Source organism: Psychrobacter pacificensis (assembly GCF_018336615.1).
In the GTDB taxonomy this organism is placed as follows: Bacteria; Pseudomonadota; Gammaproteobacteria; order Pseudomonadales; family Moraxellaceae; genus Psychrobacter; species Psychrobacter pacificensis.
Genome location: NZ_CP048752.1, coordinates 1,698,016 through 1,712,343, shown reverse-complemented (window position 1 = coordinate 1,712,343; position 14,328 = coordinate 1,698,016). Strand labels below are relative to the sequence as shown.

Here is a 14,328-nt window from a genome sequence, read left to right as displayed (position 1 = left end):
CTTGCTTGAAGTATGACATATACATCTGTACTCGGTTGCCTTGTACCACCTTTAAATTGGATCAACTATAGTGTTTATTACATCACCTAAAAACAACGATAAAAATTGAAAAATAAGGATTTTACTATGTCTGTTGGAAACGTAGCAGTACCTGATATTATTTATCCCATTGATGGCATTAAGCTGAGCGCAACTGCCGCGGGCGTACGTTATAAAAATCGTGATGATTTGGTCGTGATTGAAATCGCTGAACAGGCCACGACCGCAGTTGTCACGACCAAAAATACATTTTGCGCCGCGCCTGTACGGATATTACGTGAGCACTTTACCAAGGCTAGTCCGCGCTATTTGGTAACCAATACAGGTAATGCAAACGCAGGGACGGGCGCTGATGGCAAACGCCGCGCTACTGAAATATGTATTGCCTTGGCTAAAAAAGCTGGCGTAGAGGCTAATACAGTATTGCCATTCTCTACTGGCGTGATTGGCGAGCCATTAAATAGTGACGCGGTCATTGCAGGCTTAGACGATGCGTTAGCGAACTTAGCCTCTGATAACTGGTTGGCTGCTGCTAACGGTATCCGAACGACAGATACTATCCCTAAGCTTGCAAGCCAAAAAGTCGACGTTGCAGGTACTAGCTATCATATCACTGGCATGTCAAAAGGCTCAGGCATGATACGTCCAAATATGGCGACTATGCTGGGTTATGTCGCAACCGATGCCAATATCGCGGCCGACTTATTGCAAGAGATGCTCAGCGCTATCAATGAGCAGTCGTTTAACCGTATTACCGTTGATGGGGATACATCGACCAACGACTGCTGCGTGTTGATTGCGACAGGTGCTGCCAGCTCAGAGGTGATTGATAGTCCAGCGCATCCGCATTATCAGGCCGTTTTTGATGCACTGCGCGAAGTGTTTGTACGTTTGGCACAGCTCATTGTCCGTGACGGTGAAGGGGCGACCAAGTTTATGACGGTTAAAGTGACTGGCGGGCAGACCACGCAAGAGTGCTGCGATGTGGCTTATGCTGTGGCGCATTCGCCGCTGGTAAAAACGGCATTCTTTGCGAGTGATGCAAACTGGGGGCGCATCTTGGCGGCAGTCGGTTATGCTGGTATTGACGACCTAGACACCGAGCAAGTTGATGTGTATTTAGATGAGGTGATGATTTGTCAAAATGGCGGTGTCGCGCCCAGCTATACAGAAGAAGCAGGTAAGGCCGTCATGAGCCGCGCTGAGATTACCATTCACATTGATTTGGCTCGTGGTGATGCTAGCGATACGGTGTATACCTGCGATTTGTCATACGACTACGTCAAAATAAACGCTGACTATCGCAGTTAGAAACGGTCTTAAAAGTTTCAATCTTGACAGATTTTTTAAATCTATTTATAAAAAGCCAGAGTGATTATTGCTCTGGCCTTTTTATGTCTAATACTAAGCTGTTATCAAATTACTCTTTTATTCAATACGCTTTATTAACATCAGTTGCAAAAGCTGACGTTACTTTACAAAGCAGTCATAGAGAGTAAGGTGAATTGCGACCTATACTTGCTGGGGTAAACAGATGATATTCACTACACCGCTAGTAAAGCTGGCTAGAGATTTCAATTAGCGTGACTCTAAATATCATCATGATAGAAAGAAGCTTTGTTGTATGAAGAAATGCAGTAGAGTTTTTAAAATAATAAATTTAGATAGAAAATGAAGAATTATTACCAATTATCTGAGGATTGAATAATGAAAAGATTAGCACTTGCAGCATTGATGACAACTTTTGCTCTTACTGGTTGTTCTACTATGGACATGGACAATGAACGTACAATGGTTGTAGAAGGACAGCCTATGAACGTCAAAGTGGTAAATATTCCAAGTTTTGAAGTAGAAATCGCACCGCGTAAAGCAGTTTGTGACCTGACTGCAACAGACGGTACGATGGTTGAATCACAGTGCCTACAGTATCGCCAAACTTATCAGAAAAACTACACCACTTTAAGTGGTAACATTCAAGGTTTCACTTATGAGCCAAACTACCGTTATGTATTAGATGTACGCCAAGAAGCAGTCACTGCTGAAGGATCTAATGTGGTCAAACCAGTTTGGATTTTAAATGAAGTCGTTTCAAAAACTGCTGAATAGTACAGCTTGAAAGTATACAACTAGGGCGTGTTGAACATTTGCAAATAGGCACTGCTGATCGCTAAAATTGTTCCAGACAAGGCACAAAGCGACGATAATGCAGATGCCTTAGCGAGATTTGTAACGCAGTATGGGGCAATTTTAGCATCAGCCCCAACAATAAAAGCAGGGGACAGGACTCTTTTTTGCCGCTTCATCGTTAAAAATAAGCGCTTAGAATGACTAAACTTATTATTTTTAACATCGAATCGCCTAAAAAATAGTCGCTGTCAGTGCCATGGTCGAATGTTCAACACGCCCTAATAAAAAGGCCGCTAATATATAGCGGCCTTTTTATTGATACTATATCTGCTGCTATGATGAGATAGCGTGGTTAAAGGTAACATTTATCAATTGCATTAACATTGACTGTAGTTAACACTAACGCCGCGCATCGCAGTAGGAATTCTATTATCAGCATAGACAGCTAGGCCACCACGAGCGGTCTCTTTATATTTATCAGACATATCAGCACCTGTCTGCTTCATAGTTTCTATAGCCTTATCCAAAGAGACGAAGTGCTGGCCATTTCCTCTACAGGCTAGACGTGCTGCGTTGATAGCTTTGACCGCCCCCATGGCATTGCGCTCGATGCAAGGCACCTGCACCAGTCCACCAATAGGGTCGCAGGTTAGACCTAAATTATGCTCAATACCGATTTCTGCCGCATTTAAGCATTTAGCTGGTGTCCCATTCATGATCTCTGCTAATGCAGAACCTGCCATAGCACATGCCGATCCAACCTCGCCTTGGCAGCCGACTTCAGCACCAGAGATGGAAGCGTTTTGCTTGATTAGGCTACCGATAGCGGTGGCGTTCAATAAAAACTTGCGGACACCATCTTGGCTATAGTTAGGTAAAAAATCACGATAGTAGTGCAATACTGCAGGAATAATACCTGCTGCGCCATTGGTGGGTGCGGTCACAACTTTGCCGCCATTGGCGTTTTCTTCATTGACGGCGAGCGCGTACAAGTCTACCCAGTCCATGGCGGCCAATTTGTCATTGTTGGTGATAGGTTGGTCTTTTTCCGCAGACAGCTGCCTGTGCAAATCTTGTGCGCGGCGTTTGACATCCAAGCCACCTGGCAAAATACCGCCATTTTCACAGCCTTGCTTAACACAATCTTGCATGACCTCCCAAATACTATCTAGGTAGGCAAACACTGTCTCTTTGTCATGGAAGTGGCATTCATTGGCCAGTACTAATTCGCTGATGCTCAAATCATACTGACGACATTGTTCTAGTAGTTCTGCTGCATTATTAAAAGGATAAGGAACGCTATCGATCGTTGGGCTGGCATGATCTTCATCTGGATCGGTGGCATCTTCTTTATTGATGACAAAACCACCACCAATCGAATAGTAGGTCTGCTGATAACGAATACCGTCAGTCGATATAGCACGAAGCGTCAATGCGTTAGGGTGATAGGGCAGGACAGTATCGTCGTACCAATAAATATCCTGCTCTGTATCAAATGCAATCGTGTGAATACCTGACACATTTAATGTCTTGCCAGAAAAAATAGGAGAAAGATAGCTGCTGGTCATACGTGTATCGATGGTGCTAGGTGTATGGCCAAGTAACCCTAACAATATGGCAGTATCTGTTGCGTGCCCTTTTCCTGTCGCCGCCAAAGAGCCATAAAGCTCGATTTCAATCTTTGCGATAGCCGTCAGTTCCATTTGCTTGGTCAATGAGTCTAAAAATAAATTGGCTGCCACCATTGGTCCCACTGTATGTGAGCTCGATGGACCAATGCCGATTTTAAATAAATCAAAAATACTAATCATAATGAGTTACCGAAAATTCAAAGGCTTGAACAATTGTGATAATTGCCTTGAGCGCTTTTATTGAAAATATAATAGGCAGTCGTCACTCTCAAGGCCCACTACAGAAGACTTGTGAGCGACCGTCTATAAAAATATTGCTATTAAAGAGTACAGATGGTGACTGAATAATCACTTTTATTTGTTTTGAAACTCCGCTATCATGCTCGGAGTTAACGACTATGTAACATCCTGTAAGTTAATATCGCTATTAAATAGGCTGGTTGGCAGAAGAGCAAACGTGCTTTTGATCACACAGCATCTTTGGTTATACATAGTGATCCAATACAACCAGCCAAGAACTGGCTATCATACCAAATAATACTTTTGGTTTGTCATATTACAACATAAATGAATGAATTGGGATGATATATTATCGATAGAAGACGATAGTGCTTATTTATATTGTTTACGACTTCTATCGCGTTCGCTACTATCCCCCCAATTTCGCACCGTTTTTACTTTTTCCATTATTTTAGCCTATTACCTCAGCTCACATAGGACAAGCGCGCATGCCATCTCAAAAAGACCCATCACCAGCTTCAGACAACAGCGCTCAAAATCAGTCAGCTCACAATGCATTGGAAGCTGCAGGTATTGATTCAGCAGCCATCAGTTATCCGCACAATCCAGATTTTGAAAATGGTCGCTGGTTTCCGACATGGCGACCTTACAAAGGTGATTTGGATCGTGATCCTGTGGGTATCAATGATTATTTGCCACCGTCAAAGAGTGTATTACTTGGTATACAACATACATTTGCCATGTTTGGTGCGACCGTCCTTGCGCCATTATTGATGGGATTTGACCCTAACTTAGCCATTTTGATGTCTGGTATCTGTACGGTGATGTTCTTTATGATCACTGGTGGGCGTATGCCAAGCTACTTGGGATCAAGCTTTGCTTTTATTGGTCCAGTGATTGCGGTAACTGCGTATGCAGGGGCAGGGTTCAATGCCAATTTGAATGTCGCGCTAGGCGGTATCATGGCCTGCGGTATCATTTATGCGCTGATTGGCCTGTTAGTGATGAAAACAGGCACTGGCTGGATTGAGCGCTTGATGCCGCCTATCGTCACTGGTGCTATTGTCATGATTATTGGTCTTAATTTGGCACCAGTTACTATCCAAGGGGTTTCTGCCAATCAGTTTGATGCTTGGATGGCTACGTTGACCGTACTACTCATCAGTGGAGTGGCGGTATTTACCCGTGGCATGTTACGTCGTTTGCTGCTACTCGTGGGTTTGATATTATCATACATCGCTTATTTTGTGATGACCAATGTCCTAGGTTTTGGGACGGCAATTGATTTTAACGCAGTCGCTGCGGCTGCATGGTTTGGTCTGCCCAGTATCCATACCCCACGCTTTGAGATGAGCGCTATTATTCTCATTGCGCCTGTCGCCTTTATTTTGGTCGCTGAAAACTTAGGTCACTTTAAGGCAGTGGAAGGTATGACCAAGTCTCGCGTGACCCCTTATATGGGCCGAGCATTTTTTGCCGATGGCTTGGCAACGACTTTCTCAGCAGGATTTGGCGGTACAGGTGTGACTACCTATGCTGAAAACATCGGGGTGATGGCGGTCACCAAAGTATATAGCACAACGATATTTGTCGTCGCAGGTGTGGTCGCTATTATATTAGGGTTATCACCAAAATTTGGTGCCATTATCCAAACGATACCAGCGGCTTTATTGGGCGGCGCTTCTATCGTCGTTTTCGGTCTGATCACGATCGCTGGGATAAAAATCTGGATCGACAGCCACATTGATTTTAGTAAAAACAGCAATCTGATCATCGCGGCAGTGACCGTAATCATGGGTACAGGTAACTTTAGCTTGCACTTAGGTGGTTTTGATTTGGGTGGTATTGGTACCGCTACGTTGGCTGCTATCTTGCTAAATGCCTTATTTAACCAAAGTGGCGAGACCAAAACCGTGCCTTCATCGTTGGCCAAATAATCAATCTGTCAGTTGTTTGAGTCTTAAATATTGAGACAAGTTAAAAAGGCTTTATCAGTGTATTTACAGCGTCAACAAAAAGCGCCCATGCTATGAATAGTATGGGCGCTTTTTATTAAATGTCTGCGTGAGACAATCGTATCAATACTACTTAATTACTTATAGTCTCGCATATAAAACCTTGAAAAAAATCGATAGCGGCGTAGGGCGCGTGGTTTTGGTTTTAAGGAGCCTAAGTAGATTGCAAGCATGGTCAATAACGCGCCGCCCCATTGTAAGCTGTTGATAGGTTTGTCCAGCCAGCTATAATCAATGACAAGTGCTGCAATAGGCTCAGTTAATAGTAACAAACCAGTCAGTGCCAGAGACAACTTAGGAATAGAATAAGCAATCAGACCCCATGCCAAACACTGCATCACTGTGCCGTAGATAAGCACCCAACCAATCTCCGACCATGTGTTGGGCAAGATATGACCTGTATCGAATATAAACATAGGCACAATCATGGCTAAGACACCGCCTATGCTAATCAATTGCATCAGCATAAATATCGGTGTCGGTTCGGTATCATGTGTCTTTCGAATAAAAGTCATGGAAGCTGCCAGCATCGCGCCCGATACGATGCCTGTGACAAACCCCCAAGTAGCAGCGGTATTGTGTGCAAATTCAGGGCTGCCTATCATTGCAACGCCCAGCATCGCTAAAAATAAACTGATGACCTGCACAATCGATTGGCGCTCATTAAAATATAAAAATCCAATCGCTGCCAAGAAAAAGATTTGTAAACTATTGAGCAGGGTCGAAATACCAGGACCCACAGCATAAATACTCTCGTGCCAAAGCGCCAAGTCTAATCCTAAAAATGCACCTGACAATAAACCATAAAAAATAGCACGTTTTGATTGTGGCATCTGTTGGCGCATCACCTTGGCTAAAATCGTAAAGACAATACCTGAAATGGCCAGTCGCCAAAATGACATCGCCCAGCCACCGATATCGACGTGAGCGACAATCAGACTGCCCAGCCCGAAGATAATACAACCGATAACTAGGCTAATAGGGGCAGCGCGTGAAGAAGCAGTCGCCATAAAACGTCCTTATATTATTATTTTTATGGTCCTAGACCAATGTGAGGGTTAGCCAAAGCCCTATTGTCGTGGTTTTAAGCAAAAAATAAAATGGCAAAACCAAAATTTATTCTGGTTATTAGATAGATCGTTGCTGTAGATAATTTATTAAACCAAATAGTACGAAAAAGTCTCGTAGGCAGTAGAACCATCTTGTGACCTTACTCACACGATAATGCTTGTACAACAGCGCTTATATAATCGAGTCACATCCTTACAGGAATGATATTGGCTCTGATATTGCAATTTGTTAGTCTAGTACTCATAAAATCACCAGTCATGATTCGCTATATCAAACAATATTATTTGCCTAGGTTTGCTTATGCTTCGACATTTTATGTCAAAAATACAACCAAATGTGACCTCTTGTTTGCCTCTAAAAATATCGCAATTTAGCTTTGCGATAGGTATCGTCTCTAGTGCATTTTTTTTAATGCCTAGCGCCCAAGCGGCCAGTTGCAAGCTCCCCAAAAGCTACTATAAAAATGTCTCTTGTACATCTACTAGCGGCTATTTTTTAGCAATCAAAGATTTTGGTGCGCCAGTCGCTCTGATTGACAGCAAAGGTAAAAGGGTCGTTGATTTATCACGCTATCAGAAAGTCGATGCCGACAAGATATCGGGCGGGCTACTACCTGTATTGCGCAACAGTCGGGTCGGTTATCTCAATATGCAGGGACGCGAAGTCGTGCCTGCAATGTACGATATGCTCACAGGAAATCAAGGGTGGGCGCGTCCAGTATCTGAAGGACGTATCGTCGTAAAAAAAGATGGTAACTACGGTGTTATCAATACCTCCAACAGCACGGTTGTCTCGTTTTCAGCATCGATTGACGAGATCGATGATTATCGTAATGGGAGGGCGCGCGTCCGTAAAAACAGTGTGATAAGTTGGTTAGATAAAAATGGTAATGCAACGCGTGATCCAAATGCTCAGGATAATAGTCAGTCGGTTAAAAAATCCACAGCTTCTACTAACAATACGTCATCACAATCAAGACAACCTGCACCTACACGTTTTACGACATTACAATCACGTCAGCAAGATGGAAAATGGGGCTTCGTTGACGACAACGACGTCACGATGATTACCTATTCGTTCGATGAAGTCCGTCCATTCTCTGAAGGATTAGCGGGCGTTCGTATCGGAGAGGAGTGGGGCTTTGTTAATCTGGGCGGTGAGCTAGTGATTCCTTTTCGCTTCACTAGTGATGGGGTATTAACTGATGATAATTATAAGGGTCAACCCTCATTTGTATTTACAGGTGGTAAGGCATGGATCGGCAATTTAAAAAACGGCAATAAAATGTGCATCAATAAAGAAGGCACAGGTGTCAGCTGCGATTAGCGTTATATCCATAATCTATAATTGGTATACAACGAAAAAGAGTGTAAACCCTATTCGTTATCGATAGGGTTTACACTCTTTTTTATGGCTAGTGTTACTATAGGCGAATAGCTATTTTTCTAACAAATGATTGCTAATCAAATCGACCATATAAGGCTGATAATATTCTGGAATATCATGCGCCATACCTTCGATTAAATGAAACTTGGCATTAGGAATGGTTTTTGCCACCACTCGACCTTGTGACGCCGGTAGTAGTCCGTCAGCGCTACCATGTAAGACAATCGTTGGTGCTTTGACTTGCTTACTAAAGCGGCTGATAGAGCCTGATGCCAAGATAGCATTGAGCTGCTGCACCGTACCGAGTGGGTGAAAATTGCGTTGATAGCGAATTTTGGCAATTTCACGCACCATGCGCACATTGACGTGACCTGGTGTGCCAACCGTTTTCATAAACCAGACACTATGGCGTACGATATCACGCTCAGAGTGGCTCTCTGGACGATTGATAAGGGTGTATAGCTGCTTAGGTCTTGGGGGTTTTAAAAATGCTCGATTGGTCGTGGTAAACATAAGCGCCATACGCTGCACCAAGCTTGGATAACGTGCCGCCACAATTTGAGCAATCATCCCGCCCATAGAGGCACCAAGCAGATGTGTTTTGCCAAGCTTTAGCGCCTTGATCAACCGGGCGGTGTCTTCTGCCATGTCAGTCAAGTTATAAGCCACCTGAGTGCTTTTGTTCGATAGACCCGTTTGTAGGCGTACCATCATTTTGAGCTGGTTGATACGCGGTAGGCCCTCGATCTGTACTTTAGAAGACAGGCCGATATCACGATTATCAAAACGGATCACAAAAAAACCAGCATCAATAAAGCGCTTAATAAAATTGTCTGGCCAAAATATCATTTGCGAACCCAGTCCCATGATCATCAGTAGGGGCGGATTATTAGGGTTGCCACCGGCTTCGACACACAACTCTATACCATCACCAATATCAATCATCGCTTGATGAAGGTGTTGGCTAAGATCGGAGTCGCGCCACTGATGTTCCCCAAACCGTTGCCATTCAGGAGTAGGGTAAAAGTCTAGAGTATTGTCTAAACTGGTATCTGACGTTTCCGGCAATTTGGCACTATTAATGTCATTTGATGTTGTCATGAAGTGTCCTAATTAGAGGGTCATCTACTACAGCTCAAGCATCTCAAAATCAAGCTTGCCGACACCGCACTCAGGGCAGGTCCAGTCATCAGGGATGTCTTCCCATTTGGTGCCAGGGGCAATACCTTCTTCAGGGCAGCCAAGCGCTTCGTCATAGATCCAGCCGCAGACAATACATTCATAACGTTTCATAAATAGTCCTATCGATCATTACCAGTGTCACAGTGCGTCATAAACGCTTATATTTCGTATTACAGTCATTATATTAGACGGTAAAAGCGCACGTAGTTTAGCATATAACCGTTATTTTCATAGTTAAGTTTACACTTGTATATTGAGATGAAATTGGCTTTTATCAAGTCCATCATCTGTACCATTGTACCGAAGCGAAGTACGATCTTGGGCTATAAGCCGCCACAAAAAAGCCAATCATGCTATAATAACGGTCGCTAAATTGACACTGTCAGCCATAATTGCCTGCTGATCTATCAGTGTCTAACTATTGTCCAAGCCATATAACATATACAAGCTAAGGGTTTTCATGAGTATTAACGCCGCCACATCTGCCACTACCGAAAATGAGACGACTCCAATGCTCAATACAGACCATCCGTTTTGGCAGATTATTCGCACAGTACCAGACTTTCCAAAAGTCGGCATTGATTTTTATGATATTACCCCGTTACTGCGCAGTCATATTGATGCTGTCATTGATGCGCTGCTTGCCGCGTTGCCAGAGGGACTGATGGATGAGGTGGATTGCTTAGGGGCTGTTGAAGCACGTGGATTTGTATTTGCCAGTATGCTGGCAGGAAGATTGGGTAAGGGTATGATCTTGCTCCGCAAACCAGGTAAACTGCCACCACCTGTCGCTAATAAAGCATATGCGCTTGAGTATGGCAAAGACACGCTTGAGATGCAAAACAACTTGCCACCTGAACGTGTGTTACTGGTCGATGATATCTTGGCGACTGGCGGAACCCTAACGACAGCTTATGAGTTATGCCAGTCAGCCGATCATACTGTGGTCGGCGCATTAGTTTTATTAGATTTGGTTGAGCTACATGGCGAGTTCCCAGTACCTGTCTATACGGTATTAAAGGCGTAAGTTTGATTGTTCAAGAGAGTTTATAGAGTATAAAAAAGCGCCCTGAAAATCATCAGGGCGCTTTTTTTGTGGTAAGTCTAATGATATTACGATTTGTTTTGCTCATAGCTTTTACAGGCGTACTCGATCAGCGTGCGACCAACCGTCTTTGGTGTGGTGATCTTAAAGTCTTTGGTGGTCAGTATAGGCTTTTCTGATTGCCACGACTTAATGACTTTATTATCAGCGCTATAATCGACGTAAGCTCTTTTATAGTAACTGAAATCTTTACAAGAAATCAGTAATTGCTGATCGCTATGATGGATGGGTTTTTCTTTCACTGTGCTCTTATCTTTTTGCGTAGGATAGGTTCTTAGCAAAGAGACAGTGATATTTTCGACGTCTTTTTCGTCTATGATGTTGATGTCAGAGTGTTCGATAGAGTCTACATCTAAACTAAACGTCGATCCAGAGTCGCTCTCGGTCACCTCGACCCAATTGACCGCATGGGCGCTGGTCACTAAAACACTGCCTGCCAATAACATTGATAGCCGTTTCATACTTAAGCCTTGCTTCTTGTTATTTGAAGTCGCTCATAATAGCCAACTTACTGTGGGCAGGCAAATATCTTTTGTGCCAGACGAGTGCTTACTGTGTCTACTTTATTGCCCGCGCAGAGCCGCTAATGTCTTTGCCAGCTCATCACGTGCCCCAATAAAACCATCAATACCTTTTGGTAATAGGTCTTGTGTGACTGTGTCTTGCTGATAGGCCGCGCTAAACTCTTCATGCGTCAAGCTCACTTGGCTCATCGCTTGCATGTCCATGGACATGCTCGGCGATAACTGACGAGGCACATCAATATCCATGGCTGCCAGCTCATCGATTAGGTTGGGCGCAATGGTCAACAAATCGCAACCTGCAAGTGCCAATATCTGCTCAGTTGAGCGGAAACTCGCCCCCATGACTTGCGTATGATAGCCATGCTGCTTGTAGTATTGGTAAATAAGTTTGACAGATTGTACGCCCATATCCTCAGAAGCCGGTACATTTTGGCGGTTTTGTTGACGTTTTTGCCAATCTAAAATACGCCCTACAAAAGGAGAGATGAGCGTCACGCCCGCATCTGCGCAGGCGATTGCTTGATGCTGACCAAATAATAGGGTCAAATTGCAGTGGATGCCTTGAGTTTCAAGATAACGCGCCGCTTCAATACCCTGCCAAGTTGCTGCCATTTTGATCAATACTCGCTCTGAGTCGATGCCAGCTTTTTGATAAGCGTCCATAAACTCAAGGGCCTTATCGATCGTCGCCCCAGTATCGTAAGACAAACGCGCATCGACTTCGGTAGAAACGCGCCCTTCAATAAGCGCCAAAATATCACAACCAACTTGAATGGTCAGGGCGTCAATCACTGCATCTACATCGCCATTATGGCGGCTCATTGTTTCTGATAGCATACCTTGGTTATCAGGATGAATGAGGGCTTTGGTGATGAGGCTTGGATTGGTGGTCGCATCGATAGGTTTTAGTCGGGCAATAGCAGCAAGGTCGCCAGTATCAGCGACAATGGTCGTCATGGTACGTAATTGTTGTAATGCGCTCATCAGATATCCTTTTTCTTATTAATGATATGATGCTCCTCTTATATATCGCAGGGTAGGGAGCTGAATGGAAACTGTAACACAGTTTTCTACGTGTGTTTGCTCATAGTTGTGCTATGCGCCACTGTCATATCACTTAACTGTGATAATATTAGGGCGTGTTGAACATTTGCAAATAGGCACTGCTGATCGCTAAAATTGTTCCAGACAAGGCACAAAGCGACGATAATGCAGATGCCTTAGCAAGATTTGTAACGCAGTATGGGGTAATTTTAGCATCAGCCCCAACGATAAAAGCAGGGGACAGGACTCTTTTTGCCGCTTCATCGTTAAAAATAAGCGCTTAGAATGACTAAACTTATTATTTTTAACATCGAATCGCCTAAAAAATAGTCGCTGTCAGTGCCATGGTCGAATGTTCAACACGCCCTAATAATAATTTGCTGGCTTATCACTATTTACGAATGGGCACTGACCTGAGTTTTTGCTATAGTAGAGCCGGTCATCCGCTGGTCTGCTGTACTTGGCGACCAATATAGCAGTAATACCAGAGAACGCCAATGACGTGCGATATTTCTGATAGACTGTTTTTGGATGATGGTTAAAATAGTTTTGGTCATTGACCGCTATTTACCAATGACTTCATAATGACACTCTCAAGCACTATCGGTATATAGAGATAGTCGAAGCATTTAAAAAACACAGTAAAATTTAGCAGATATTCATATCTAAATATTAATAATACCTAACAGTGATAAAATCTAAAAAGGATGGGCGGTAATGAGCGAGCAGTCACCAGAACAAACCATGGATAATCTAAATCAAACCGCCGCAGGCGCTAGCGGCACCGCAACTGAAAAAGAATTTTTAGATAATATTCGCCAAAACATTGATGCGGTCGACTGCGAGATTCAAACACTCATCAATAATCGTGCCAAGCTGGCGCAACAAGTAGCAGCGGTAAAGAAAAACCACACGGCCGCTGATGACAGTAGTGACCCTATTTTTTATCGTCCTGAGCGTGAAGCACAGGTGCTAAAAGCGGTCATGGAGCGCAATACGGGTCCAATCGCTGACGAAAAGATGGCACGTTTGTTTCGTGAGATTATGTCGGTATGTTTAGACTTAGAAGCGCCGCAGCGTATTGCTTTCTTAGGACCAGTTGGCACCTTTACCCATGCCGCTGCATTAAAGCATTTTGGTAAAGCTGCTGATACCGTGCCAATGACGACCATTACCGATGTATTCCGTGAGGTTGAAGCGGGCACGGCGATGTATGGCGTTGTCCCTGTCGAAAACTCTTCAGAAGGGGTGGTCAATCATACTTTGGACGGATTCTTATCTTCTAGTCTAAAAATTATTGGTGAAGTTGAACTACCGATTCATCAAAACTTCTTGGTCGCTGAGCATACTAAGCTTGATGGTTTGAGCCGTATTTATTCGCACCAGCAGTCATTGGCGCAGTGTCGTCATTGGCTAGATGTGAATTTCCCTAATGTGGAGCGCGTTGCGGTATCAAGCAATGGTGAAGCGGCGCGTCGCCTCAAAAACGAATGGCATTCAGCAGCAATCGCTGGCGACGTTGCGGTTGCAGAGTACGGCTTGCATAAGCTTTACTCAAACATTGAAGACAATCCAAGCAATACCACCCGTTTCCTTATCATCGGACATGAGGCCATTGCGCCTTCTGGTCAAGACAAAACCTCCATCGTGGTCTCAGCCCATGACAGAGCTGGTGCATTGATCGAAATCTTGAAACCGTTATCATATCACGGCGTCTCGATGACCAGTATCGAGACACGTCCTGAGCGTCCTAATAAGTGGGCATATGTGTTCTTTATTGATATGAACGGTCATATCAATGATCCAAATGTTAGCGCCGCTATCAACGATATTCGCCCATTGGTAAAAGATCTGCGCATCTTAGGCTCGTATCCAAAAGCAGTATTGTAGAAACATATTGGCTCATCTATTAGCTTGTTTATCTATCGAGATCGACACCTAATAGATGAGCAATCGCATTTAGT

General features: G+C 43.9%; 12 protein-coding genes. 6 read left to right on the top strand and 6 right to left on the bottom strand.

What is annotated here, in order from left to right:
• Window positions 1-126 precede the first annotated feature (126 nt).
• Together argJ and GYK50_RS07265 are read left to right on the top strand one after the other, a co-directional pair.
• Window positions 127-1,350: a bifunctional glutamate N-acetyltransferase/amino-acid acetyltransferase ArgJ gene (gene argJ / locus GYK50_RS07270; protein ID WP_212563581.1), complete on the top strand. Its 1,224-nt coding sequence runs from the start codon at window positions 127-129 to the stop codon at window positions 1,348-1,350.
• Window positions 1,351-1,746: 396 nt separating this feature from the next.
• Window positions 1,747-2,145 (top strand): DUF4377 domain-containing protein, encoded by a 399-nt coding sequence (locus GYK50_RS07265; RefSeq protein WP_058024290.1) that lies wholly within the window; start codon window positions 1,747-1,749, stop codon window positions 2,143-2,145.
• Between the two features lie 398 nt (window positions 2,146-2,543).
• Here the strand turns inward: GYK50_RS07265 and GYK50_RS07260 are convergent, their stop codons facing one another.
• Window positions 2,544-3,977 (bottom strand): L-serine ammonia-lyase, encoded by a 1,434-nt coding sequence (locus GYK50_RS07260; RefSeq protein WP_093069127.1) that lies wholly within the window; start codon window positions 3,975-3,977, stop codon window positions 2,544-2,546.
• 548 nt (window positions 3,978-4,525) lie between these two features.
• On the opposite strand from GYK50_RS07260, the gene GYK50_RS07255 reads away from it, so the two are divergent.
• Window positions 4,526-5,974, top strand: a complete 1,449-nt coding sequence (locus GYK50_RS07255) for a solute carrier family 23 protein (RefSeq protein ID WP_212563580.1) — start codon at window positions 4,526-4,528, stop codon at window positions 5,972-5,974.
• A gap of 155 nt (window positions 5,975-6,129) precedes the next feature.
• Here GYK50_RS07255 and GYK50_RS07250 read toward each other — a convergent pair whose 3' ends face one another.
• Entirely contained in the window at window positions 6,130-7,062 is a 933-nt protein-coding gene (locus GYK50_RS07250) for a DMT family transporter (RefSeq protein ID WP_093069131.1), read from the bottom strand.
• 376 nt (window positions 7,063-7,438) lie between these two features.
• Here GYK50_RS07250 and GYK50_RS07245 point away from each other — a divergent pair, with 376 nt between their 5' ends.
• The gene (locus GYK50_RS07245; RefSeq protein WP_227674308.1) at window positions 7,439-8,449 is read left to right on the top strand and encodes a WG repeat-containing protein; all 1,011 of its coding nucleotides are present in this window, start codon (window positions 7,439-7,441) and stop codon (window positions 8,447-8,449) included.
• Window positions 8,450-8,560: 111 nt separating this feature from the next.
• Here the strand turns inward: GYK50_RS07245 and GYK50_RS07240 are convergent, their stop codons facing one another.
• Together GYK50_RS07240 and GYK50_RS07235 are read right to left on the bottom strand one after the other, a co-directional pair.
• On the bottom strand, window positions 8,561-9,610 hold the full coding sequence (locus tag GYK50_RS07240; RefSeq protein ID WP_186474614.1) for an alpha/beta fold hydrolase: 1,050 nt from the start codon (window positions 9,608-9,610) through the stop codon (window positions 8,561-8,563).
• A 27-nt stretch (window positions 9,611-9,637) separates the two neighbouring features.
• Window positions 9,638-9,802: a rubredoxin gene (locus GYK50_RS07235; RefSeq protein ID WP_057759803.1), complete on the bottom strand. Its 165-nt coding sequence runs from the start codon at window positions 9,800-9,802 to the stop codon at window positions 9,638-9,640.
• Between the two features lie 349 nt (window positions 9,803-10,151).
• On the opposite strand from GYK50_RS07235, the gene GYK50_RS07230 reads away from it, so the two are divergent.
• Window positions 10,152-10,718 carry an adenine phosphoribosyltransferase gene (locus GYK50_RS07230; RefSeq protein ID WP_083328800.1) on the top strand — a complete coding sequence of 189 codons (567 nt, stop codon included), beginning with the start codon at window positions 10,152-10,154 and terminating at the stop codon, window positions 10,716-10,718.
• An 86-nt stretch (window positions 10,719-10,804) separates the two neighbouring features.
• Here the strand turns inward: GYK50_RS07230 and GYK50_RS07225 are convergent, their stop codons facing one another.
• Together GYK50_RS07225 and GYK50_RS07220 are read right to left on the bottom strand one after the other, a co-directional pair.
• A complete protein-coding gene (locus tag GYK50_RS07225; RefSeq protein WP_212563579.1) occupies window positions 10,805-11,257 on the bottom strand; it encodes a surface-adhesin E family protein in 453 nt (150 codons plus the stop codon).
• Between the two features lie 102 nt (window positions 11,258-11,359).
• Window positions 11,360-12,304: a transaldolase gene (locus tag GYK50_RS07220; protein ID WP_212563578.1), complete on the bottom strand. Its 945-nt coding sequence runs from the start codon at window positions 12,302-12,304 to the stop codon at window positions 11,360-11,362.
• Window positions 12,305-13,081: 777 nt separating this feature from the next.
• On the opposite strand from GYK50_RS07220, the gene pheA reads away from it, so the two are divergent.
• Window positions 13,082-14,254, top strand: coding sequence for a prephenate dehydratase (gene pheA, locus GYK50_RS07215; RefSeq protein WP_186474609.1), 1,173 nt, complete (start codon window positions 13,082-13,084; stop codon window positions 14,252-14,254).
• The last annotated feature ends 74 nt before the right edge of the window (window positions 14,255-14,328 follow it).

Bases quoted from the DNA above. Each gene is read 5' to 3' on its own strand.
- argJ (WP_212563581.1), top strand. From the start codon at position 127: ATGTCTGTTGGAAACGTAGCAGTACCTGATATTATTTATCCCATTGAT.
- GYK50_RS07265 (WP_058024290.1), top strand. From the start codon at position 1,747: ATGAAAAGATTAGCACTTGCAGCATTGATGACAACTTTTGCTCTTACT.
- GYK50_RS07260 (WP_093069127.1), bottom strand. From the start codon at position 3,977: ATGATTAGTATTTTTGATTTATTTAAAATCGGCATTGGTCCATCGAGC.
- GYK50_RS07255 (WP_212563580.1), top strand. From the start codon at position 4,526: ATGCCATCTCAAAAAGACCCATCACCAGCTTCAGACAACAGCGCTCAA.
- GYK50_RS07250 (WP_093069131.1), bottom strand. From the start codon at position 7,062: ATGGCGACTGCTTCTTCACGCGCTGCCCCTATTAGCCTAGTTATCGGT.
- GYK50_RS07245 (WP_227674308.1), top strand. From the start codon at position 7,439: ATGTCAAAAATACAACCAAATGTGACCTCTTGTTTGCCTCTAAAAATA.
- GYK50_RS07240 (WP_186474614.1), bottom strand. From the start codon at position 9,610: ATGACAACATCAAATGACATTAATAGTGCCAAATTGCCGGAAACGTCA.
- GYK50_RS07235 (WP_057759803.1), bottom strand. From the start codon at position 9,802: ATGAAACGTTATGAATGTATTGTCTGCGGCTGGATCTATGACGAAGCG.
- GYK50_RS07230 (WP_083328800.1), top strand. From the start codon at position 10,152: ATGAGTATTAACGCCGCCACATCTGCCACTACCGAAAATGAGACGACT.
- GYK50_RS07225 (WP_212563579.1), bottom strand. From the start codon at position 11,257: ATGAAACGGCTATCAATGTTATTGGCAGGCAGTGTTTTAGTGACCAGC.
- GYK50_RS07220 (WP_212563578.1), bottom strand. From the start codon at position 12,304: ATGAGCGCATTACAACAATTACGTACCATGACGACCATTGTCGCTGAT.
- pheA (WP_186474609.1), top strand. From the start codon at position 13,082: ATGAGCGAGCAGTCACCAGAACAAACCATGGATAATCTAAATCAAACC.